Raw genomic sequence first — 22,588 nt, 5'->3', positions numbered from 1 at the left:
ATCAACGGAGAATGGCGACCCGGGCGGCGTAGGGGGCGGGTTCGGGCGTGCAGGAGGCCACGGCCAGTTGCATCGCCATGAGACACAGGAAGGCCGCAGCCACGGGCTGGAGCCGATTTGAAACAGCCAGGGCGATGGAAACGGCCACGATGCGCACTCCGCAGAAGGTTTACGAAGTCCTGACGCAAGGCCCGGGCCGCGCCGGATGATCCCGTTTGTTTCGATGCCTCCATTCGAATACGGCCGGGCGGACGTGGTCTCGCCGCTGATCCAGCGGGTGATCGCCGGCAATCCGGGGCCGTTCACCTTCACCGGAACCGGGACCTACATCGTCGGCCGTTCCGATGTAGGGGCGGGCGTGGCGGTGATCGACCCGGGGCCGCTGGATGAAGCCCATCTGGCGGCATTGCTGGCCGCCGTAGCCGGCCGGCGCGTCAGCCATGTGCTGGTGACCCACGCCCACCGGGACCACGCGCCCCTCGCCCGCCCCTTCGCCGAGACTGTCGCCGCGCCGATCCTGGCGGCCCGCCCGCCGGCGCGGACCATCCACGCCTCGGCGGCGCTGGACGAGGAGGACGACGAGACATTCGCGCCGGACATCGTGCTGACCGGCGGAGAAGTGATCGAGGGCGACGGATGGGCCCTGGAGGCGTTGGCCACGCCGGGTCACGCCTCGAACCACATGGCCTTCGTCCTGCGCGAGGAGAACGCCCTGTTCAGCGGCGATCACGTCATGGGCTGGTCGACCACCGTCGTCGCTCCGCCCGACGGCGACATGGCCGCCTATATGGACAGTCTGGATCAGGTCATCGCCCGCGGCTTTTCCACCCTGTGGCCGACCCACGGGGCGCCGGTGACCGACCCGGGCCCGTTCCTGGCCGCCTACAAGGCCCACAGGCTGGCGCGGGAAGCCCAGATCATCGAACGGCTGACCGGCGGCGACCGGCGGATATCGGAGATCGTTCCGAATCTGTACGCCGCCGTGGACCGACGGCTGTGGCCTGCCGCCAGCCTGTCGGTCTGGGCGCATCTGATCGCGCTGGAGGCCACCGGGCGGGCCGTCGGGCGGCCGGGGCCCGGGATCGACGCCGAGTGGACGCTGACCTGAGCCTCAGCGGCTGGTCCGCAGCGCCTCGCTGATGCGGGACGCCATGCGGCAGGCGTCGCCTCCATGGGGGCGGTCGTCGCGCGCGGCGACCCGGATGTCCGTGCGTCCGGGCCGGATGCGGATCACGGCGTCATGGTCGAAGCCGAACCAGAAGCTTTCGCGACTGCCGTCGGCCCGCGCCACCCCTGCCCCGCGGATCGTGAAGCCCGCCTCCTGCAGCGCCCAGGCGGCCGAGCCGGGTGCGATCTGCGCCATCATCGGCAGGGCCCCGGGACAGGCCTCGACGCCGGCGGTGGCGCGAGGCCCCCGACCTCGCCGCTCGTCGTTCAGATCGCCGAAGCCGGGGATCTCGGCCAGATCGGTGCTGATGTCCTCGGGCGGAGCGGCGGCCATGCGACCGTTGTGCCAGATGTAGCCGGCCAGCGTCCCTCCGCCGACCAGAACCGTCGCAACGGCCAGCAGACCCGACCGGCGGAAATCCCGCAGGGCGAGGACGACCGCAGCGAGCGCCGCCAGGGCTCCGGCGATCGCCAGCCACCAGCCGACCCGCATCGTCAGCAGATCATATCCCGTCTCCAGGGACAGGCCGCCCGAGCGGGTCCCCAGCGCGGCGGCCAGCACCAGAAGGGGCGCGGCCAGACTGAAGGCCAGCAAGGCTCGGACCGCCCCCTGTCCCTTGACCCGCCCGCGCGCCACGGCGTCAGCTCCCCGCCGTCGGCAGGCGATAGTCCTTCATGCGCTCGCGCAGCAGCTTCTTGTCGATCTTGCCGGTCGCGCCCAGCGGGATGTCGTCAACGAACACCACATCGTCCGGCATCCACCATTTGGCGATCTTGCCCTGCAGGAAGTCGAGATGCTCCTGCCTGTTCTGGGCCTCGCCGGGCTTGAGCTTGATGATCAGGACCGGCCGCTCGTCCCATTTCGGGTGGGCCGCGCCGATGACGGCGGCCAGTTCGACCCCGGGGTGGCCCACGGCGAGGTTCTCGATCTCGATCGAGCTGATCCACTCGCCGCCGGACTTGATCACGTCCTTGGCGCGGTCGGTGATCTGCATGAAGCCCTGCTCGTCGATGGTCGAGACGTCGCCGGTGTCGAAGAAGCCCTCGTGGTCGAGGATGTCGCCGCCCTCGCCCTTGAAATAGGCGCCGGCGATGGTCGGACCCTTGATCATCAGACGGCCGTAGGTGACCCCGTCGTGGGGCATCTCCTGACCGGCGTAGTTCTTCAGCTTCAGCTCGACGCCCAGCGGCGGCGTGCCCTGTTTGACCCGCCACTTCATCTGCTCGTCGTAGGGCAGCGCCTTCAGCTCGGGCGGAAGGTTGGACAGGGTGCCGATCGGAGAGGTCTCGGTCATGCCCCAGCCCTGCAGGACTTCGATATTGAACTCTTCATGGAAGGCGCGGATCAGGCTCTCCGGCACGGCCGAGCCGCCGATCAGGACCTTCTTCACCGTCGGGATCCTGAGGTTGTTCTCGCGCAGGTGTGTCAGCAGGCCCTGCCAGACGGTCGGCACGGCGGCCGAGAAGGTGACGCCCTCGCTCTCGATCAGTTCGTAGATGGCGGCGCCGTCCATGCGGGCGCCCGGCATCACCAGCTTGGTCCCGCCCGCCGGGCCGGCGAAGGCGATGCCCCAGGCGTTGGCGTGGAACATCGGCACCACCGGCAGGATCACCTCATTGGGCGAGGCCCCCAGAACGGTGGACTGCATTCCCAGCAGCGTATGGATGAAGTTCGAGCGGTGCGAGTACAGCACCCCTTTCGGGTTACCGGTCGTGCCCGAGGTGTAGCAGAGACCGCAGGCGGTCTGTTCGTCGAACCCGCCCCAGGCGATGTCTTCGGAGGCCGAACCCAGCAGGGCCTCATAGCATTCCGCGCCCGGCAGTCCGGTCGCCGGCATGGTCAGCTCGTCCGTCAGGACCACCACCCGCTCGACCGAGGGGCAGTGCGGCAGGATCGCTTCCAGCAGGGGGATGAACGTCAGGTCGACGAAGATGATCCGGTCTTCGGCGTGGTTGATGATGTAGATCAGCTGCTCGGGGAACAGGCGGGGGTTCAGGGTGTGGCAGACCGCGCCGATGCCCATGATGCCGTACCAGACCTCCATGTGGCGGCCGGTGTTCCAGGCCAGGGTGGCGACACGGTCACCGACCTTGACGTCCCAGTCCTTCAGCACGCTGGAGACCCGTTTGGCGCGGGCGTGGATCTCGGCATAGGTGGTGCGGACGATGGGCCCCTCGATCGAACGGGTCACCACCTCGCGGTGGCCATGCCAGTTCTTCGAGTGGTCCAGGATCTTGTCGACCGTCAGCGGCCAGTCCTGCATCAATCCAAGCATCACGATCCCTCAAGCCTGCGCCTGCTTTTCGAGGCGCTTGAACGCCACGCTATCGGCGTGATCGCCGATAAGCAACGTGACGCGAGGTCACCCTGGCGGCCGCCCGGCTTGGCGAAACCGGCCGCGCGGCCCTAGAAGCGACCCATGTCCATCCTGATCGCCATCACCGGGGGCTCCGGCTCGGGCAAGAGCACCCTGGCCGAGGCTCTGGTGTCCGCCCTGCCGGACGGCAGCGCCGTGCTGTTGCGCGAGGATTCCTACTACCGCGACGCGGCGGACCTGCCGGACTTCGACCCGCACACCTTCGACTTCGACGACGTGGCCGCGCGCGACCACGAGCTGATGATCCGGGACCTGGCCACGCTGAAGGCCGGCGGGGGAATCACGGCGCCGATCTATTCCTTCATTCGCCACGGTCGCGAGCCGGGCGGCGAGGCCGTCGCGGCTGCCGAGGTGGTCATCGTCGAGGGCACGCACGTCCTGTGCACGCCCGACCTGGTCAGCCTGTTCGACATCCGGGTGTTCGTGGACACGCCGGCCGACATCCGGTTCATCCGCCGCCTTCTGCGCGATCAGGCCGAACGTGGACGCACCGCTGACTCCGTCATCGACCAGTATCTGGCGACCGTCCGCCCCGGCCATGAGCGGCTGACCGAGCCATCCCGCCTGAACGCCGATTTCGTGGTGGCCGACGCCACCGCCGCGGTGCGGCTGGACGACCCGCAGGCCGTGGTCAGGCTGGCCGCGCCGGTGCTGGCCCATCCGCTGCTGGCGGCCCTGCTCGACCGCTGATTGTCCGGAGCGGCTCGCTCCCTCTTGCTCGCTGTCCCATGACGGGCCACCTTGGCCGCTTCAGCGAGCAATGAATTTCATGCAGGCCCCGGCGGTCCAACCCTCCCCCTCCGATCCGAAGCGCGAGACCATCCTGCGGCACGCGCGACGGGCCTTCACGGCAGACGGTTACGCCGGGGCCAGGATCGAACCCATCGCCCGCGACGCCGGAGTCTCAACCGCCACCCTTTATGCCCTTTTTGACGGCAAGGCCGAGCTGTTTGCGGCCGTGATCGAGGACGCCGCCCTGGATTTCGACCGCCTGATGCGGCGCGTTCGCGCGGTCGACGGACCGGCGCGCGAGCGGCTGACCCATTTCTCCGTCACCTACGCCGGCTTCATGGCCGACCCGTTCATCCGCTCGGTGTTCCGTCTGGTCATGGCCGAGCGGCCGCGGTTTCGGGATGTGGCCATGACGTTCTTTGACCGTGGCAAGGCCGACTTCGGCAAGGTGTTGATCGACGCCCTGCGCGAGTTGGTCGAGCGGGGCGAACTCCGCATCGAACGGACATCCTGGGCGGCGGGCCAGCTGATGGGGATGATCGAACATCCCGTCTTCTTCATGCCCCTGGTCACCGGGGACGAGGTCATGCCTGTCCGCGCCGTGGACCAGATCGCCGCCGACGCGGTGGAGACCTTCCTGGCCCGCTACGGCGTCTGACGTATCACGGCTGAAGCCGGGTCCGGGTCCAGCCGTCGCCGTCCCGGTCGAAACGCAGGCGGTCGTGCAGCCGGAAAGGCCGGTCGCGCCAGAACTCGACCTGGTCCGGGACCAGGCGCCAGCCGGTCCAGCGCTCGGGACGGGGCACCTCATGGCCCTCGAACCGCGCCGTTTCCCGCGCCACGGCAGCCTCAAGCGTCGCGCGGTCGGCAAGCGGCCGGGACTGGTCCGAGACCCAGGCGCCGATACGGCTCTCGCGCGCCCGGCTGGCGAAATAGGCGTCGGCCTCGGCCGGGGTCACCGGCTCGACCCGCCCGCGCGCGCGAACCTGACGTCGCAGGGACTTCCAGTGGAACAGAAGCGCGGCCTGCGGCTGCCCGGCCAGCTGCTCGCCCTTGGCGCTTTCGGCGTTCGAATAGAAGGTGAACCCGCGCGTATCGACGTCCTTCAACAGGACGATCCGGCTGTCGGGCGCACCCTTCCCATCGACGGTGGACAGGGCCATGGCATTGGCGTCGTTGGGTTCGGTCGCCGTGGCGTCGTTCAGCCATTCGATGAACGGGGCGATGGGCTCGGAACGGTCGAAGATCGTCTCGTCGCCGTTCGCGGCCAGGGCGGCGGCGTAGTCGCGGGCATAGTCTTCGCGGGTCGGGCTGGACGGGATCACGGGTGCGGTCATGGGACCCAGATAGTGCATCCGGCGCCAGGGGGCGAGAGCTTCACGGTTAACCGGGCATTGACCGTATGTCGCGCCTAGTGGCGGCATGCGCGCCCGTTCCCTTTCCGAGGTCGCCTCGACCCGCGAGGCCTACGCCCTGCTCGGCCTGACCGGCCCGGCGGACAACGACGCCCTGAGGGCCGCGTTCCGCACCGCGGTCAAGGCCGCGCGGCCCGATACGCCGGGCGGCGGCGAGGCCCGCTTCCGCAAGGTGATCGCCGCCTGGCGCCTGATCCAGCAGGAGACCGCTCCGCTGGCCCTGGCCGCGCCCTTGCGGTCCGCGCCGGCCCTGCCCGTCGTCGGCCTGAGCCCGGACGCGGCCCTGAACGGCGGCCGGGTCGAGGTGCGGCTGGGCCGCCGCAAGCTTCGCGTCAGGGTGCCCGCCGGCCTTCGTAGCGGGGAGCATCTGCGGCTCAAGGCGGCGGGAGAGGCCGGCGCCGACGTCTACCTGCCCGTTCTCGTGCGCGGCGATGGACGGCTCAGCGCGGTCGGGGACGACCTGTATATGACCTGCCCGGTCCCCCGCCGGCTGCTGGAGGACGGCGGCCGTCTTGAGATCGAAACCCACGCCGGGCCGCGCTCGGCCTGGCTGGTCGGCGGCCATCAGCCGTTGCGGCTGCGCCTCAAGGGGCTGGGCCTGCCCGCGCGCGGCGCGCGGCCGCGGGGGCATCTTTTCGTCATGCTGGAGCCGTCCGAGGACGCGCCGTCGGCGGCCGAGGACCTGCTGGTGCGTTTCACGCGCGTCTGGACGCCGGACCGGCTGGCGGCCTAGCGTCGCCGGATGTCGCACAACACCTTCGGCCATCTGTTTCGCGTGACCACCTGGGGCGAGAGCCACGGGCCGGCGATCGGCTGCGTCATCGACGGCTGTCCGCCCCTGATCCCCCTGACCGAGGCCGACCTTCAGCCCTGGCTGGACCGGCGCAAGCCCGGCGGCAGCCGGTTCGTCACCCAGCGGCAGGAGAGCGACACGGCCCGGATCCTGTCGGGCGTGTTCGATGACGGAAACGGCCCGGTCACCACCGGCACGCCCATCGCCATCCAGATCGACAACGAGGACGCCCGCTCGAAGGACTATGGCGAGATCGCCCGCGCCTTCCGGCCCGGCCACGCGGACTATACCTACCAGGCCAAATACGGCGTGCGCGATCACCGCGGCGGCGGCCGGTCCTCGGCGCGCGAGACGGCCGTAAGGGTCGCGGCGGGGGCGGTGGCGCGCAGGGTTCTGGGCGACGGCGTGCGCATCCGCGCCGGCGTGGTCCAGCTGGGGCCGCACCGGATCGCGGCCGAGGCGGTCGATTTCGACGCCGTCCATGACAACGCCCTGTTCGCGGCCTCCGCTGAAGTCGTGCCGGCGTGGGAGGATTATCTCGACGGCGTCCGCAAGGCCGGGTCGTCCATCGGCGCCGTCGTGGCGCTTGAGGTCACCGGAATTCCCGCCGGCTGGGGCGCGCCTGTCTATGGCAAGCTGGACGCCGAACTGGCGGCGGCGATGATGTCGATCAACGCCGTCAAGGGCGTCGAGATCGGCGCGGGCTTCGGCGCGGCCGAGCTGTCGGGCGAGGACAACGCCGACCAGATGCGGATGGGCGACGACGGCCTGCCGGTCTTCCTGTCCAACCACGCCGGCGGCGTGCTGGGCGGCATCTCGACCGGCCAGCCCCTGACGGCCCGCATCGCCTTCAAGCCCACCTCCTCCATCCTGACGCCGCGCCAGACCATCACCCGCGACGGCGCCGAGACCGATCTGCGCACGAAAGGCCGGCACGACCCCTGCGTCGCCCTGCGCGGCGTGCCGGTCGTCGAGGCCATGGCGGCCTGTCTGTTGGCGGACGCCTTGCTGCGGCATCGCGCCCAGATCGGCTGACCCCCTTTCAGCCACCAACACTGTTGCTTATATAGGCGTCAGCGAGGTTCATAACCCTCGGAGTCCCGGGAGCATCCCCAATGATCGACGTCAGACCCTTCAACAGCCTCGGCGGCGCCAACCACGGCTGGCTGAACGCCAGACACCATTTCTCCTTCGCCAACTACTACGACCCCGCCCGCATGAGCTGGGGCCGGCTGCGCGTCTGGAACGACGACGAGATCGCCGCCAAGTCCGGCTTTCCGCCGCACCCCCACGCCGACATGGAGATCATCACCTACGTCCGCACGGGGGCCATCACCCATGAGGATTCGCTGGGCAACAAGGGCCGCACGGGCGCCGGCGACGTCCAGGTGATGAGCGCGGGCACGGGCGTGCGTCACTCCGAGTTCAATCTGGAGGACGAGACCACCACCCTGTTCCAGATCTGGATCGAGGCCGATGTGCGCGGCGCGCCGCCCAGCTGGGGCGCCAAGGTGTTTCCGAAGCACGACCGGACCGGCAAATTCTCGGTCCTGGCCTCCGGCGATCCGACGGACGACGCCCTGACCATCAACGCCGACGCCCGCGTGCTGGGCGCGACGCTGAACGCGGGCGAGAGCCTCACCTACAGCCTCGCCGAAGGCCGCCACGCCTATCTGGTCCCCGCCGTCGGCGAGGTCGAGGTCAACGGCGTGCCGCTGAACGCCCGCGACGGCGCCGCCATCAGGGACGAGGCCGAGATCACCATCACGGCCAGGGCGGATGCGGAGCTGGTGATGGTGGATAGCCTGTAGCGTCCCTTCTCCCCTCCGGGGGAGAAGGTGGGCCGCGAAGCGGCTCGGATGAGGGGGATGCCAGACCCATCTCCCTCGCCAGCCGGGCTCACGCCGCCAGCCCCCTCATCCGTCAGGCTTCGCCTGACACCTTCTCCCCCGAGGGGAGAAGGGCAAGGAAAACGCCGCCCCGGTCACCCGGGGCGGCGTCCTTTTGTTTGGCGCTCGGACCGTCAGTGCGTGGCGACGACCGTGCCCGGGTCCTGAACCGGCGGGGCGGTGGGAAGCGGATCGGTCGCCTCATCCCATTCCACCGGGGTAAGCGTACCGGTCAGGGCCCATTTCAGGGCCTCGTCGGCCGTCTTGATCGGGACGATCTCCAGCGCCGACTTCACATTGTCGGGCACGTCGGCGAGGTCCTTCTCGTTCTCTTCCGGGATCAGCACCGTCTTGATGCCCGAGCGCAGGGCCGCGAGCAGCTTCTCCTTCAGGCCGCCGATGGCGGTGACCCGGCCGCGCAGGGTGATCTCGCCGGTCATGGCGATGTCCTTGCGGATCGGGATGCCGGTCAGGACCGAGACCATGGCGACCGTCATGGCCACGCCCGCCGAGGGACCGTCCTTGGGCGTCGCGCCGTCCGGCACGTGCACGTGGATGTCGGTCTTCTCGAACGCCGGCGGCTTGACGCCGATGCTGAGCGACCGGGCCCGGACGTAGGAGGCGGCGGCGGAGATGGACTCCTTCATCACCTCCTTCAGGTTGCCGGTCACGGTCATGCGGCCGCGGCCCGGCATCTTGATCGCCTCGATGGTCAGGATCTCGCCGCCGAATTCGGTCCAGGCCAGGCCGGTGACGATGCCGACCTGATCCTCCTCGTCCGTCTCGCCGTAGCGGAACTTACGAACCCCGGCGAACTCGGCCAGCTTGGCGTCGTCGATGGTGACCGACAGGGTCTTGTTCTTCGACATCTCGCGCACCGACTTGCGCGCCAGACCGCCCAGGGCGCGTTCCAGCGACCGCACGCCGGCTTCGCGGGTGTAGTAGCGGATGAGGTCACGGATCGAGCTGTCCGGCACGATGAACTCGGCCGGCGTGAGCCCGTTCTCGGCCGTCACCTTGGGCAGGACGTGCCGTTTGGCGATCTCGACCTTCTCGTCCTCGGTGTAGCCGCTGACCCGGATGATCTCCATCCGGTCCATCAGGGGCTGGGGCATGTTCAGGCTGTTGGCCGTGGTCACGAACATGACGTTGGACAGGTCGTAGTCGACCTCCAGATAGTGGTCGCCGAACGCATTGTTCTGCGCCGGATCCAGCACCTCCAGCAGGGCCGAGGACGGGTCCCCGCGCCAGTCGGCGCCCAGTTTGTCGATCTCGTCCAGCAGGATGAAGGCGTTGGTGGTCTTCACCTTCTTCATCGACTGGATGATCTTGCCCGGCATGGAGCCGATATAGGTCCGGCGGTGGCCGCGGATCTCGGCCTCGTCGCGAACGCCGCCCAGCGACATGCGGATATATTCCCGGCCGGTGGCCTTGGCGATCGACTTGGCCAGCGAGGTCTTGCCGACGCCCGGAGGGCCGACGAGGCACAGGATCGGCCCCTTCAGGCTGTTGGTGCGAGACTGCACCGCCAGATACTCGATGATCCGTTCCTTGACCTTCTCGAGACCGTAGTGGTCCTCCTCGAGGATGGCCTCGGCCTTCTCCAGGTCGATCGGCTTGGTCTTGGCCTTGCCCCACGGGATCGACAGCAGCCAGTCGAGGTAGTTCCGCACCACCGTCGATTCCGCCGACATGGGCGACATGTTGCGCAGCTTCTTGACCTCGGCCTCGGCCTTGATCCGGGCTTCCTTGGACAGGCGCGTCTTACGGATGCGCTTCTCCAGCTCCATGATCTCGTCGCGGGCGTCGTCGGTCTCGCCCAGCTCGCGCTGGATCGCCTTCATCTGCTCGTTCAGATAATATTCGCGCTGGGTCTTCTCCATCTGGCGCTTCACGCGCGAGCGGATCTTCTTCTCGACCTGCAGGACGGAAATCTCGCCCTCCATCAGGCCGTAGACCTTCTCCAGCCGCGCGGGCACGGCGATGGTTTCCAGCAGGCCCTGCTTGTCGGCGATCTTGACCGACAGATGGGCGGCGACCGAGTCCGCCAGCTTGGACGGGTCGGTGATCTGGGGAATGGAGCTGAGGGCCTCGGGCGGGACCTTCTTGTTCAGCTTCACATAGTTTTCGAACTGCTCGATCACCGCGCGCAGCAGGGCTTCCGACTGGGCCGGCTCGCCCGGGTCGTCGGCGATCTCGACGGCCTCGGCCTCGAAATAGTCCGTGCGGTCGGTGAATTTGGTCAGGCGCGCGCGGCTCTTGCCCTCGACCAGCACCTTGACGGTGCCGTCGGGCAGTTTGAGCAGCTGCAGCACCGTGGCCAGAACGCCGATCGGATAGATGGCGTCGGCCTGGGGGTCGTCATCGACGCTGTTCTTCTGGGTCGCCAGCAGGATCTGCTTTTCGCCCTTCATGATCTCGTCGAGCGCCTTGACGGACTTCTCGCGCCCCACGAACAGCGGCACGACCATGTGCGGAAAGACGACGATGTCTCTCAGCGGCAGGACGGGCAGGGTTTTGGTCTCGGACATGATGCGTACTCTCACAGGGGTCCTCGGTAATCTCGGACCCGCCGCCCCGGCGTTGGGAGCGCCTGTGCTCCCCCGTTCCGACTCGGCCCGCCGTTCAGCGGCCTTCGGTTGAGTATGTGGTTCCGCGCACGCCGGGTTCAAGCGTTGCCGGTTGGCGCGGCCCGTTTCCATCCACAAGGGTTAACGCTGACCGTCCCGCGCGGATCCCTCCCGGCCCGCCCGGGCGAGGCCCGACGCCGGAAGGGAGGCGAAATCACACCGATGGCGATGGCGGCGCGCCGCATCGTCGCGGGCATGAAAAAGGGCGGGTCCGTCGCCGGACCCGCCCTCGTTTCGTTCCGGCGTCCCGGTCAGGCGGCGCTGTCGGGCGCGGCCTTCTTGGACTTGGTTTCGGAATAGATCAGCAGCGGCTGGGCCTTGCCCTCGATGACCTCGGCGTTGACGACGACTTCCTCGACGCCCTCGAAGGTGGGCAGTTCGAACATCGTCTCCAGCAGTATGCCTTCCAGGATGGAACGCAGGCCGCGGGCGCCGGTCTTGCGCGTGATGGCCTTCTTGGCCACCGCGATCAGGGCGTCGTCGGTGAACGTCAGATCGACGTTCTCCATCTCGAACAGGCGCTTGTACTGTTTGACCAGGGCGTTCTTGGGCTCGGTCAGGATGGTGACCAGGGCTTCCTCGTCCAGGTCCTCGAGCGTCGCCAGAACCGGCAGGCGGCCGATGAACTCGGGGATCAGGCCGAACCGCATCAGATCGTCCGGCTCGACGCCCTTGAGGATGTCGCCCGTGCGGCGCTCGTCGATTTCCTTGACCTTGGCGCCGAAGCCGATCGAGGCTCCGTCGCCGCGCGCCGCGATCACCTTCTCAAGGCCGGCGAAGGCGCCACCGACGATGAACAGGATGTTGGCGGTGTCGACCTGCAGGAACTCCTGCTGCGGATGTTTGCGGCCGCCCTGCGGGGGCACGGAGGCGACGGTGCCTTCCATGATCTTCAGCAGGGCCTGCTGCACGCCCTCGCCCGAGACGTCGCGGGTGATCGAGGGATTGTCCGACTTGCGCGAAATCTTGTCGATCTCGTCGATGTAGACGATGCCGCGCTGGGCCCGCTCGACGTTGTAGTCGGACGACTGCAGCAGCTTCAGGATAATGTTCTCGACGTCCTCGCCCACATAGCCGGCTTCGGTCAGGGTGGTGGCGTCGGCCATGGTGAAGGGCACATCGATGATGCGCGCCAGCGTCTGGGCCAGCAGCGTCTTGCCCGAGCCGGTCGGCCCGATCAGCATGATGTTCGACTTGGCCAGTTCGACGTCGTTGTTCTTCGTCGCGTGGTTCAGCCGCTTGTAGTGGTTGTGGACGGCGACGCTCAGCACCTTCTTGGCGTGGCTTTGACCGATCACATAGTCGTCAAGAACCTCACGGATCTCCTTGGGCGAAGGAACCCCGTCCTTGGCCTTGGAGAACGAGATTTTGTGCTCTTCACGGATGATATCCATGCACAGTTCGACGCATTCATCGCAGATGAACACGGTCGGCCCGGCGATGAGCTTGCGCACCTCGTGCTGGCTCTTGCCGCAGAACGAGCAGTAGAGCGTGCTTTTGGCGTCTGTGCCGGCGGCTTTGGTCATCGAGCCTTCTCACTCCCGCGGTTCACCCCGATATGGGGCTAACGCGCATCCTTCGCGTTGATTCCCCGAACATGGGCGCAAAGGTCTTCAAAAATTGACAATCACCCATACCGACGCCCGCCACAACCCCGGCCAAGCGTGGCCGGAGAAGGAAGCGGACGGTTCACTGTTGAAGGAGATCGCGGCGAATGTCTGACATGGGAAGTCCCACACTGGTTCGCCAGCCGCCTCGCAAGGATCAGGCCATCGTCGCCTTCGATTTCGACGGTACGCTGACGGTTCGCGACAGCTTCACCCAATTCCTGCGCTGGCGGGCTGGCTCGGGCGGCTGGTTTGCGGGTCTGGCGCGGATGGCGCCCGACCTGGCGGCCTATGTCGCGGATCGCGACCGGGGCCGGCTGAAGGCCGCTTCGGTGCGCGAATTCCTCAAGGGGACCCCCCGGACGCAGCTGGAGGCCGACGCCGAGGCCTTCGCAGGCCAGGTGTGGCCGGGCTTCCTGCGCTACGACGCCCTCGCCTGCTGGAAGGACTGGGGCGCGCGGGACGCGTACCGGGTCATCGTCACCGCCTCTCCGGAGACGACGGTGGCGCCGTTCGCCCGCCGTCTGGGCGCGGAAGCCCTGCTGGGCACGCCGCTGATCTTCGACGCCGACGACCGCGTCACCGGCGCCTTCGCCAGCCCCAACTGCCGGGGTGAGGAAAAAGTGCGGCGTCTGCGCGCGGCCTTTGGCGAGGATGTCAAACTGGCCGCGGCCTATGGCGACACCACCGGCGACACCGAAATGCTGGCCATCGCCGACGAGGCCGGCTTCCGACGGTTCAAGGAACGGTCCTGACCACGATCCTGACCTCGCTCGGAATGATCGGTAAGCGCCTGACCTACCGACAGACTGACCAAGCCTACGTTCAGGTTTCAGGCTTTGCGCTTGGCCCGTTGGACGAGTGAAAGGCGACTGGCTGTGCTCATGCACGCTCAAGCTACGCGGTTCATCCGCCGAACGCGAATCTCGGTACGCCCAATGCATGATTAGGAATTTATTCCTTTCACGACCTTGACAGCCGACCACCTCCTCCCATGTGAGGGGGCAAGGTCTTTGAAAAATTCAGCGATGGGCGCGGCGGGCAGCGGCGCTTTAGATGTCAAATTTCCGATAATCTGGCGCGGTTGGAGCGCCCCGAACATCAGGCGTCACACCGCTAACTGATTTCACTGCCGTTTGGGGTTTGGCGCGGTGGCACGGTTGGCACGCCGAATTCGCAACCGTGCCACGAGTTGGCCTCACCGACGAACGTCAATTGAGCCTGGACCACCTGACCGTCAGCGGCCGTCGGCGTCCACGTCGAACACCATCGACTTGCCGCGCGAGGTGGGATTCCAGCCCGCCTCGATCGCGGCGGCCACGGCGTTGCGCACGCTGTCGAGATTGACCCGCTGCTTCTCCATGTCGGGCCGACCATTGGGGCGCATCGGCATGGGAAACAGGACGACCGCCTCGCGCGGGAAGTCCTTCAGGCGCAGGCTCAACGCCATGCCGTCCCATTTGCCGCCGGCCAGCGGCCGCGGCTGGCGGCGGATCGCCCATTCATAGGTCTCGCCGTCGACCTCGACGGTCCCGCTCGTTTCGCGCGTCTGTTCCATGGCGGCCTGATAGCACAAAAGAAAAGGGCGCACCGGTCACGGCGCGCCCTCTCCCGAACTTGCTGACGACGTCCGGTCAGACCGTCTTGACGCCGTCGCCCTCGGCCTGTTCGCGACGGTCGTAGACGTGGTCGACGATGCCCCAGGTCTTGGCTTCCTCGGCGCTCATGAAGTGGTCGCGGTCGAGGGTCTTTTCGACTTCCTCGTACGTCCGGCCGGTGTGGTGGACGTAGATCTCGTTCAGGCGGCGCTTGGTGTAGCGGATGTCCTCGGCGTGGCGTTCGACATCCGAGGCCTGGCCCCGGAAGCCGCCCGAGGGCTGGTGCACCATGATGCGGGCGTTCGGCAGGGCCACGCGCGCGCCGGCGGCGCCGGCGGCGAGGATCAGCGAACCGGCCGAGGCGGCCATGCCCATGCACACCGTCGAAACCGGCGAACGGATGTATTGCATGGTGTCGTAGATCGCGAGCGCCGAGGTCACCTGACCGCCGGGGCTGTTGATATACATGCTGATTTCCTTTTTCGGGTTCTCCGACTCCAGGAACAGCAGCTGGGCGCAGATCAGCGACGCCATGCTGTCCTCGAAGGGACCCGTCAGGAAGATGATCCGCTCGCGCAGCAGGCGCGAGAAGATGTCGAAGGCCCGCTCGCCCCGGCTGGACTGCTCCACCACCATGGGGACGAGGTTCATGTTCATCAGTTCGATAGGATCGCGCATTCAGGCCTTCTCGGATGTTTCCGGGCGCGACTCATCGGTCGCCGCCCTGTTGGACAGGATATCGTCTTGCCAGAGCGTTGACGCAAGGCGGAGGGCGCCGATGACCGCGCGCCCGCGAACGGCCGGACTACTCCCGCGGGGCCGGCTGCTCGCCGGCGGTCTGGGCGGCCCGCCTGTCCCGGATCATGTCCGAAGCCATGCTCGTCGCCTGGGCCGCGGGATTGACCCGACGCTGGGGCGCGTCCTGCACGCGGTAGAGCGAGGACAGATAGGACATGTCCCATTCGGTCAGCCCGTCCACGCTCTGCGGAGCGTTGAACACGTTCAGGATGGTGTCATAGCCGGCCGTCTGTGCGTCCGGATCGACCTGGGCCAGGGCGACGAAGGTCAGATAGTCGGCCAGCTGGTTCAGGTTCGTCGCGGCCATGCCGTCGACATCGACGATGATCATGACCTTGTTCATGTCGTCGCGGATCTGGCTGTTCAGCCGGGAGGCCGCGAACACGGAGATCACCGGCGCGGAGGGCTGGCCCGTGGAGGGGTTCACGTCGCCGGGAAGCCGGATAGCCCGATCGCCCGTTTCCGAGTCGACCGGGATGCTGACGTGCCACCACCGCACGGGCGCATCCGAGGTTTCGAAGGCGCGCAACGCCACGATGTCGCGGTTCACCGATCCGCCCATGCGAAACGCCCGCCGGTTCCTGCCGACGAGGCTCGACGCCAGTTCGGCGCCGTCGGCGGTGAAGGCGACGACGATGTTCGGCTTGCAGCCGGGATCACCGGGCGTGAGGCCCAGATCCATGCCGACCCGGGAGATGCGGTCGGCGATATACTGGCCGGCCTCGTTGCGCAGGTTGATGACGCCCACGCAGATGCCGCCCTGCCAGCGGGCGAGGCCCCGGCGGGGCGCGGGCGCGGCCACCTGGCCCACGAAGTCCTGGACGAACTCCTCCAGCCGGCGCTGTTCCACCACCACGTCCTCGAGGATCGTGGCCGACTGGGCGGCGGGTTCCTGGACGGGGGGCGCAGAGGCGGGCGGCGCGCTCTGGGGCTGCATCATCGCGACCGCGATCGCGCCCGCCGTCATCCAGTCAAGCATCACGCAACTCCCGGTCTGCCGGCATTGTCGAGGACGGCGCCCAACCCTGACCCCAAGGTTGGGCGCCGTCAATCATACAATCAGATGTCGTCGTCTTCCTTGAGCAGCTCTTCCTTGGTGATCGGCGTATCGGTCACCTTGGCCGTGTCGAAGATCAGGTCGCAGACCTTCTCCTCATAGATCGGGGCGCGCATCTGGGCGGCGGCGTTCGGGTTCTGGCGATAGAAGTCCAGCACCTGACGCTCCTGGCCCGGATAGTTGCGGGCCTCGTTCATGATGGCGTTGTTCAGTTCCTGATCGGTGATCTGGACGTTGTTGGCGCGGCCGATCTCGGCCAGCACCAGACCCAGGCGCACGCGGCGTTCGGCGATCTTCTGATACTCTTCCTTGAGCTTCTTCTCGGACTTCTTGGCGTCCTCGTCCGGCAGACGGCCGGCTTCCTTGTCGGCCTGGACCTGCTGCCAGATGCCGTCGAACTCGGCCTCGACCATCTTGGGCGGCAGGGGGAAGTCGTGGGCCTTGTCCAGGGCGTCCAGCAGGGCGCGCTTCAGCTTGAAGCGGGCGGCGCCCGTGTACTGCTGGTTCAGGTTGGTGCGCAGCAGTTCCTTCAGCTTGTCCAGCGACTCGATGCCGATGCGCTTGGCGAATTCCTCGTCGACCACGGCGGGGGCCTCGGCCTTGATGGCCTTGACCTTGACATCGAAGGTCACGGCCTTGCCGGCCAGATGGGCGGCCTGGTAGTCCGCCGGGAAGGTTACGTTCAGGACCTTCTCGTCGCCGACCTTGGCGCCCTTGAGCTGCTCTTCGAAGCCCGGGATGAAGCGGTTGGAGCCGATCACCAGCTGGGTGTCCTCGGCGGCGCCGCCCTCGAAGGGTTCGCCGTCCAGCTTGCCCAGGAAGTCGATGGTGACCTCGTCGCCGTCGGCGGCCTTCACGGTCTTGCCGGTCTTTTCGACATACGACTTGGCCTGGCCGGCCAGTTCGGTCAGGGCCTCGTCCAGATCGGCGTCCGACGCTTCATAGGTCGGGCGTTCCAGCTTCAGCTTCTTGATGTCGGTCGGGGTGAAGTCGGGCATGACCTCCAGGGCCATTTCATAGGCCAGGTCTTCCGTGCCTGCGATGACCTTGTCCATGTCCGAGGTCAGCTTCATCTCGGCGGGCGCGGCCGGACGCACCTTGGCGTCGTCCAGGGCCTTCTGGCTCGAGCTGTTCAGCGCATCATTGACGATTTCACCCATCAGGTCGCGGCCGAAGGTCTTCTTGACGTGCGACATCGGGACCTTGCCGGGACGGAAGCCCTTCAGCTTCATCTGCGGCGCGACTTCCTTCAGCTTGGCGTCCAGCTTCTGGTTCAGCTCGGCGGCGGGAATGGTCACCGCGATGACGCGGCTGAGACCTTCACTGGACTTTTCGACAACTTGCATGGCCGGGATTCTGACGCTCTGTGGCGGCGCCATTGAGGCAGGCGCTGCGCGGTGTGGGTAAAGCAACAAGGGCCGCCCTTTGGAGGCGGCGCCTTTGAAGCCCGCCCTTATGTCGATGACGGTCCCAAAGGTCAACGTGAGACGCGGGCCGCGGGATGGTTTCGGTGCGGGCCCGGGCAGGCTATCTGGAGGGAATGACCTCCTCCCCCGCCCCGATCGGCGTCGCCGTCTTCCCGGTCACGCCGCTGCAGCAGAACTGCACCCTCGTCTGGTGCCGCGCCACCCTGAAGGCCGCGATCATCGATCCGGGAGCCTCGGTGGACGCCCTGCTGGCCGCCGTGACCAGGCAGGGACTGACCCTGGACGCCATCTGGATCACCCACGGCCACCTCGATCACGCCGGCGGCGCGGCCGAGATGCAGGAAAAGACCGGGCTCGACATCATCGGCCCCCACTCCGACGACCAGTTCTGGATCGACGGCATCCCGGCCCAGGGCCAGATATACGGCCTGCCCGACGCCCGCAGCTTTACCCCGACCCGTTGGCTGGCCGACGGCGATGTGCTGACGCTGGGGGACACCACCTGGGAGGTCTACCATTGTCCGGGCCACACGCCGGGCCATGTTATCTTCTTCAACCGGGCGGGGCGGTTCGCCCAGGTCGGCGACGTGCTGTTCCAGGGCTCGATCGGCCGCACCGACTTCCCGCGCAGCGATCACGCCAGCCTGCTGAAAGCCATCACCACCAAACTCTGGCCGCTGGGCGACGACGTCGCCTTCGTGCCGGGTCATGGCCCCACCTCGACCTTCGGGGCCGAGCGCCGCACAAATCCGTTCGTCTCGGACGAGGCGATGCGACGGGCGCCGATCGCGCGCCCGGCGTCCGGCCCATCCTGACCCGGGCCTAGCGCGCGGCCAGAAGACCGATCACCACGCCGATGCCTAGGGCGTAAAGCGAGGCCTTGACCGGTTCCGCCTCGACGGCCCCACGCAAGCCGGCGACCCGGTTCCGGCTCCAGTCGCGCGCCGTCGCGGCGTCCTCGCGCACCGCCTGACGCAGCGGCGGCGCGCCGAAGCTGCGGTTCTCGTCGTTCGCGAGAATGGCGTCGGCCTGACGTTCCAGCGCCGTTGAGGTGTCGGTATCGTCCTCGATATCCTCGACGTTGGTCGGGCCGGTGTAGGTCTCGGTCATGGAAGGGCTCCTGCGGTCTGTGTGGGTCGAGCCCGTCAAACCACCGCCGCACACCCCGGTTCCGGGCAAACCGCCGCGATTCTGAAACGTGATTGAACAGCGTGCCGCCGCGGAACGTTTCCTCTGCAGAAGAGGAGATTGCTCATGACCTATGTCGAGCCCGACAGCCCCGGGGGCCAGCCCGAGATCATGCCGCCCGACACCCCCGGACCGGACCTCGATCCCGGCAGTACCCCTGAGGAAATGCCACAGCAGGATATCCCGGGCGGCGAGCCTGGCGACGCTCGTCCCTATGGATGACGACGCAAACCCTGTGATTCGTTCGCAATTCCGTGACCGGGCCGCCGGAACCGGACGCGGGCGGAAGGGTTCAGTCCAGCAACCGCCACCGTCGCCACGAAAGGAAACCCAGATGGCTCAAGGTCAGCCCACACGTGCCTCCGGCGTGTCCAAACGGGGCTTCGCCTCGATGGATCCGGAACGCCAGCGCGAGATCGCCCGCAAGGGCGGAGCCAGCGTGCCGAGCGAGAAGCGCAGCTTCTCCCAGGACCGCAGTCTCGCCGCCCAGGCCGGCCGCAAGGGCGGAGAAGCGTCCCACGGCGCCCGGGTGAGGGAGCCGGGTTCGACCCCGGACTAATTGGCGATCAGGACGATCGAAGGGACGGCGCCCGCAGGGCCGCCGTCCCTTTTTCGTTTCAGGCTTCCAGCAGCGCCAGCGCCACGGCGGGAGCCTCGCCCGTCTCGAAGGCGGCGACTGACCATCCCGCGGCCCCGGCAAGCCGGCGGACGGCCTCCTCGGTGAATTTTCGCGAGTTCTCGGTGTGGATGGTCTCGCCCCGCACAAACATAACCCTCTGGCCGTCAAGGCTCACCACCATGTCGCGCGTCGCCTCCAGATGCATTTCCATCCGCGACTCCGAGGGATTCCACACGGCGCGATGAGCGAAGGCGTCGACGTCGAAATCCGCGCCCAGTTCGCGATTGGCCCGCACCAGCAGGTTCCGGTTGAAGGCGGCGGTCACCCCCGCCGCATCGTCATAGGCGGCGATCAGGATTCCGGGAGCCTTGACCAGGTCCACGCCCAGAATGAACAGCGCATCGTCGCCAAGCAGCGCGCGGGCGGCCCTGAGGAAGGCGACCGCCTCGTCCGGCTCCAGATTGCCGATGGTCGAGCCCGGGAAGAAGCCGACCCGCCGGCCCTGACCAATCCCCGCCGGCAGGGCGCCCAGATGCAGGAAGTCGCCCACCAGGGGCGCGACCTTCAGCGCGGGATAGGCATCGGCGATCCTTTGGGCGGCCGCGTTCAGCGCGTCGGCGCTGATGTCGATCGGCACATAGGCGGCCAGGTCCGAAGCCGCATCCAGCACGATCCGGGTCTTCTCGCTGGCGCCGGATCCGAACTCGACCAGCGCCGCGTCCGGCCCGAACCGCCCCGCCCATTCCGGGGCCACACGCCGCAGCAGCGCCGCCTCCTGACGGGTCGGATAATACTCGGGCAGCCGGGTGATCGCCTCGAACAGGCGTGAACCCTCGGCATCATAGAACCATTTCGGCGAGGCGACCTTGGGCGACCGGGAAAGCCCCGCCATCAGATCCCGGCGGAAGCGGGCGGTCTCGCCCGGCTCGGATTTTCGCGTCAGCGGCGCCGAAGCGTCGTCGGCCAGTCGCAGTCCCATGAACGCCCACCTTTGATTTGGATAGAAGAAGTTGCGGTAGCTGACCCGCGCATGCCTCTCGGGCGTGGCGAAGGACGAACCCCGCAGCACCATCTGATTGGCCATGAACTTGCCGTTGTACTCCGAGGCCGTGCCCTCGGTTGGCCGGAAGCCGGCGTAAGGGGCGTAGGCGCTGGCGGTCCACTGCCACACCTCGCCAAAGGCGTTGGAGAAGGCGTCGGGACGGCATCGCACCGCATGCTCCCACTCGGCCTCGGTGGGCAGCCGCTTGCCCGCCCGGCGGGCATAGGCGTCGGCCTCGTAAAAGCTGACGTGGCTGACCGGTTCGGCGGGATCGACCTCGACGCGGCCGGTCAGCGTCATCCGCGTCCAGCAGCCCCCCTCGCCGCGCCAGTACAGGGGCGCGGTCCATTGCTCCGTCTTCACCGCGGCCCAGCCGTCCGCCAGCCACAGCTCTGGGCGGGCATAGCCGCCGTCCTCGATGAAGCCGATCCAGTCGCCGTTGGTGACCAGATCGTTGGCGAGGGCGTAGGGCTCCAGCCAGACACGGTGGGCCGGGCCTTCGTTGTCAAAGGCGAAGCCCGCGCCGGCGTGACCGATCTCGACGAGGCCGCCGTCACAGCGCGTCCAGCCTCCGCGTGGGGCTTCGCAATCGCTGAACCGGGGGGCCCGTTCATACGCCGCGGGATCCAGCGGCGAGCGCGACATGAGGTTCAGCAGGTCCATCAGGAACAGCTCCTGGTGTTGCTGGTCGTGATGCAGGCCCAGGGTGAACAGGTAGCGGCCCCGGGGGTCCATATCCCCCTGCCCCAGCCAGGCCGTCATGCGCCGGTCGATCTCCCGCCGATAGGCGAGAACCTCGTCCAGCGACGGCCGGGTCATCAGCCCGCGCTCACCGCGCTCCACGCGATGGCCCAGTGCTTCGTAATAGCTGTTGAACAGGGTCTGGAAACAGGGATCGACAGGCTGATAACCGGGCTCCTCGCCCAGGATCATGGCTTCGAAAAACCAGCTGCTGTGCGCCAGATGCCATTTGCCGGGGCTGCAGTCCGGCATGGACTGGGCGGACAGGTCCTCGGGGCCGAGGCCGGCCGCCAGGCCGGGCATGGCCGCTCGGACCTCCCGGTAACGGGTCAGATTCCCGGCGATCCCGTCCGGGATGCGTGATGGCGCGTTCATCTGGTCCGCCCCTGGCTGTTTACGCCGGACCGGCGCTCGGGCTTCGAACGGCCCACGGTCCCGGTTTGTTCCGAGTTAGGAAGCGTTCCGTGAAGCTTCAAGCGCCTCGCACCGCCCTAAAGCGTGGAGATGGCCTCGATGACCTCATCCACAGCCGATTCCCGCGTGGCCCAGGAACAGACGAACCGCACCGAGCCGTCATCGAAACGATAGCAGGCCCACCCCATGTCGTTCAGCCGCTGGTGAGCCGCCGGGGGCATGCGCACAAAGACGGCGTTGGCCTCGACCGGATGGGCCAGGGTGAAGGGCGAGCGCGCGGCGATGCCGGCGGCCAGCCGCTGGGCCATCAGATTGGCGTGGGCGGCGCCATCCTCCCAGGCGTTGGTTTCCAGCAGGCCCAGGAAGGGCGCCGCCAGGAAACGCGCCTTGGATGCTGTCTGTCCGGCCTGCTTCAGCCGGTTGTCGATCCGCCGCGACAGGCTCTTGTCGAACATGACGATGGCCTCGGTGCAGTTCGCCCCGGCCTTGGCCCCGCCGAACACCAGCACGTCCACGCCCAGCCGCGCGATCTGCGTCAGGTCGAAGCCCGCCGCCGCTGCATTGGCCAGCCGGGCCCCGTCCATATGCACGCCGCAGCCCTTCAGCTTCACCGGTTCGATCAGATGGCGCAGCTCTTCCTCGGTGTAGACCGCGCCGTATTCCGTCGACTGGGTCAGGCTGAGCGCCGCCGGCGGCTGGCGATGGCCGACCTCCGGCTCGTCCAGCGCGGCATGCAGCGCCAGCGGATCGATCTTGCCCGAAAAGCCCGGCAGGCCGATCAGTCCCACACCCGAGCCGAAGAAGCCGGGCGCCCCGGTCTCGTCGGTGCAGATGTGGGCCGCGTGATGCGCCAGCACCGCCTCATGCGGCCAGGCCAGCATCGCCAGGGCGATGGCGTTGGCCGCCGTGCCCGAGAAGACGAAGCGGATGTCCGCGTCCGCGTCCAGCCGTCGCCGGATCAGGTCGCCGGCCCGCGCCGTGACGTCGTCCGATCCATAGGCCCGGGCGAAGCCTTCGTTGGCCTCGATGAGCGCCCGCAACGCGGCCGGGGCCATGCCGGCGGTGTTGTCGGATCCGAAATCGTACCGCATCG

General features: G+C 67.7%; 23 protein-coding genes. 10 read left to right on the top strand and 13 right to left on the bottom strand.

Annotated elements, in window-relative coordinates:
* Position 1: 1 nt before the first annotated feature.
* Complete coding sequence (locus PSV23_RS07845; protein WP_300467599.1) at positions 2–148, bottom strand: hypothetical protein; 147 nt, start codon at positions 146–148, stop codon at positions 2–4.
* A gap of 57 nt (positions 149–205) precedes the next feature.
* On the opposite strand from PSV23_RS07845, the gene PSV23_RS07840 reads away from it, so the two are divergent.
* Entirely contained in the window at positions 206–1,108 is a 903-nt protein-coding gene (locus tag PSV23_RS07840) for an MBL fold metallo-hydrolase (RefSeq protein WP_300467597.1), read from the top strand.
* A 3-nt stretch (positions 1,109–1,111) separates the two neighbouring features.
* Here PSV23_RS07840 and PSV23_RS07835 read toward each other — a convergent pair whose 3' ends face one another.
* Both PSV23_RS07835 and PSV23_RS07830 read right to left on the bottom strand, forming a co-directional pair.
* Complete coding sequence (locus PSV23_RS07835) at positions 1,112–1,762, bottom strand: hypothetical protein (RefSeq protein ID WP_300467595.1); 651 nt, start codon at positions 1,760–1,762, stop codon at positions 1,112–1,114.
* A gap of 46 nt (positions 1,763–1,808) precedes the next feature.
* Entirely contained in the window at positions 1,809–3,443 is a 1,635-nt protein-coding gene (locus tag PSV23_RS07830) for a long-chain-fatty-acid--CoA ligase (RefSeq protein WP_300467593.1), read from the bottom strand.
* A gap of 144 nt (positions 3,444–3,587) precedes the next feature.
* Between PSV23_RS07830 and udk the strand changes: the two genes are divergently transcribed.
* On the top strand, positions 3,588–4,235 hold the full coding sequence (udk, locus tag PSV23_RS07825; RefSeq protein ID WP_300467591.1) for a uridine kinase: 648 nt from the start codon (positions 3,588–3,590) through the stop codon (positions 4,233–4,235).
* 70 nt (positions 4,236–4,305) lie between these two features.
* A complete protein-coding gene (locus PSV23_RS07820; RefSeq protein WP_300467589.1) occupies positions 4,306–4,935 on the top strand; it encodes a TetR/AcrR family transcriptional regulator in 630 nt (209 codons plus the stop codon).
* A gap of 4 nt (positions 4,936–4,939) precedes the next feature.
* On the opposite strand, the gene pdxH is transcribed toward PSV23_RS07820, so the two are convergent.
* Positions 4,940–5,614, bottom strand: coding sequence for a pyridoxamine 5'-phosphate oxidase (gene pdxH / locus PSV23_RS07815; protein ID WP_300467587.1), 675 nt, complete (start codon positions 5,612–5,614; stop codon positions 4,940–4,942).
* Positions 5,615–5,699: 85 nt separating this feature from the next.
* Between pdxH and PSV23_RS07810 the strand changes: the two genes are divergently transcribed.
* From PSV23_RS07810 to PSV23_RS07800, 3 genes are all read left to right on the top strand, one after another.
* Complete coding sequence (locus PSV23_RS07810; RefSeq protein ID WP_300467585.1) at positions 5,700–6,425, top strand: J domain-containing protein; 726 nt, start codon at positions 5,700–5,702, stop codon at positions 6,423–6,425.
* A gap of 9 nt (positions 6,426–6,434) precedes the next feature.
* A complete protein-coding gene (gene aroC / locus PSV23_RS07805) occupies positions 6,435–7,520 on the top strand; it encodes a chorismate synthase (protein ID WP_300467583.1) in 1,086 nt (361 codons plus the stop codon).
* Between the two features lie 80 nt (positions 7,521–7,600).
* Positions 7,601–8,296 carry a pirin family protein gene (locus tag PSV23_RS07800; RefSeq protein ID WP_300467581.1) on the top strand — a complete coding sequence of 232 codons (696 nt, stop codon included), beginning with the start codon at positions 7,601–7,603 and terminating at the stop codon, positions 8,294–8,296.
* A gap of 212 nt (positions 8,297–8,508) precedes the next feature.
* Here the strand turns inward: PSV23_RS07800 and lon are convergent, their stop codons facing one another.
* Both lon and clpX read right to left on the bottom strand, forming a co-directional pair.
* Positions 8,509–10,905 carry an endopeptidase La gene (lon, locus tag PSV23_RS07795; RefSeq protein ID WP_300467579.1) on the bottom strand — a complete coding sequence of 799 codons (2,397 nt, stop codon included), beginning with the start codon at positions 10,903–10,905 and terminating at the stop codon, positions 8,509–8,511.
* Positions 10,906–11,255: 350 nt separating this feature from the next.
* Positions 11,256–12,530, bottom strand: coding sequence for an ATP-dependent Clp protease ATP-binding subunit ClpX (gene clpX, locus PSV23_RS07790; protein WP_055832584.1), 1,275 nt, complete (start codon positions 12,528–12,530; stop codon positions 11,256–11,258).
* A 188-nt stretch (positions 12,531–12,718) separates the two neighbouring features.
* Here clpX and PSV23_RS07785 point away from each other — a divergent pair, with 188 nt between their 5' ends.
* Complete coding sequence (locus tag PSV23_RS07785; protein WP_300467576.1) at positions 12,719–13,366, top strand: HAD-IB family hydrolase; 648 nt, start codon at positions 12,719–12,721, stop codon at positions 13,364–13,366.
* Between the two features lie 482 nt (positions 13,367–13,848).
* Here PSV23_RS07785 and PSV23_RS07780 read toward each other — a convergent pair whose 3' ends face one another.
* The 4 genes from PSV23_RS07780 to tig all read right to left on the bottom strand — a co-directional run bounded on the left by PSV23_RS07780 (position 13,849) and on the right by tig (position 17,410).
* The gene (locus PSV23_RS07780) at positions 13,849–14,202 is read right to left on the bottom strand and encodes a hypothetical protein (RefSeq protein WP_300467574.1); all 354 of its coding nucleotides are present in this window, start codon (positions 14,200–14,202) and stop codon (positions 13,849–13,851) included.
* Between the two features lie 43 nt (positions 14,203–14,245).
* The gene (locus tag PSV23_RS07775) at positions 14,246–14,887 is read right to left on the bottom strand and encodes an ATP-dependent Clp protease proteolytic subunit (RefSeq protein ID WP_300467572.1); all 642 of its coding nucleotides are present in this window, start codon (positions 14,885–14,887) and stop codon (positions 14,246–14,248) included.
* A gap of 127 nt (positions 14,888–15,014) precedes the next feature.
* Positions 15,015–15,986, bottom strand: a complete 972-nt coding sequence (locus PSV23_RS07770; protein ID WP_300467570.1) for a hypothetical protein — start codon at positions 15,984–15,986, stop codon at positions 15,015–15,017.
* Between the two features lie 80 nt (positions 15,987–16,066).
* Entirely contained in the window at positions 16,067–17,410 is a 1,344-nt protein-coding gene (gene tig / locus PSV23_RS07765) for a trigger factor (RefSeq protein WP_300467568.1), read from the bottom strand.
* Between the two features lie 194 nt (positions 17,411–17,604).
* Here tig and PSV23_RS07760 point away from each other — a divergent pair, with 194 nt between their 5' ends.
* Entirely contained in the window at positions 17,605–18,306 is a 702-nt protein-coding gene (locus PSV23_RS07760) for an MBL fold metallo-hydrolase (protein WP_300467566.1), read from the top strand.
* Positions 18,307–18,313: 7 nt separating this feature from the next.
* On the opposite strand, the gene PSV23_RS07755 is transcribed toward PSV23_RS07760, so the two are convergent.
* A complete protein-coding gene (locus tag PSV23_RS07755) occupies positions 18,314–18,601 on the bottom strand; it encodes a hypothetical protein (protein WP_300467564.1) in 288 nt (95 codons plus the stop codon).
* Positions 18,602–18,745: 144 nt separating this feature from the next.
* Between PSV23_RS07755 and PSV23_RS07750 the strand changes: the two genes are divergently transcribed.
* Positions 18,746–18,901, top strand: a complete 156-nt coding sequence (locus PSV23_RS07750; RefSeq protein ID WP_300467562.1) for a hypothetical protein — start codon at positions 18,746–18,748, stop codon at positions 18,899–18,901.
* Positions 18,902–19,013: 112 nt separating this feature from the next.
* Positions 19,014–19,238, top strand: a complete 225-nt coding sequence (locus PSV23_RS07745) for a general stress protein (RefSeq protein WP_300467559.1) — start codon at positions 19,014–19,016, stop codon at positions 19,236–19,238.
* A gap of 58 nt (positions 19,239–19,296) precedes the next feature.
* Here the strand turns inward: PSV23_RS07745 and egtB are convergent, their stop codons facing one another.
* Both egtB and PSV23_RS07735 read right to left on the bottom strand, forming a co-directional pair.
* Positions 19,297–21,456, bottom strand: a complete 2,160-nt coding sequence (gene egtB, locus PSV23_RS07740; RefSeq protein ID WP_300467557.1) for an ergothioneine biosynthesis protein EgtB — start codon at positions 21,454–21,456, stop codon at positions 19,297–19,299.
* A 116-nt stretch (positions 21,457–21,572) separates the two neighbouring features.
* Entirely contained in the window at positions 21,573–22,586 is a 1,014-nt protein-coding gene (locus PSV23_RS07735; protein ID WP_300467555.1) for a low specificity L-threonine aldolase, read from the bottom strand.
* Positions 22,587–22,588 lie beyond the last annotated feature (2 nt).

It is taken from the genome of Brevundimonas sp., from assembly GCF_029946145.1.
Taxonomy (GTDB): domain Bacteria; phylum Pseudomonadota; class Alphaproteobacteria; order Caulobacterales; family Caulobacteraceae; genus Brevundimonas.
Note: the sequence above shows the minus strand (reverse complement) of the source record. Positions and strands in the feature narration are given on the sequence as shown.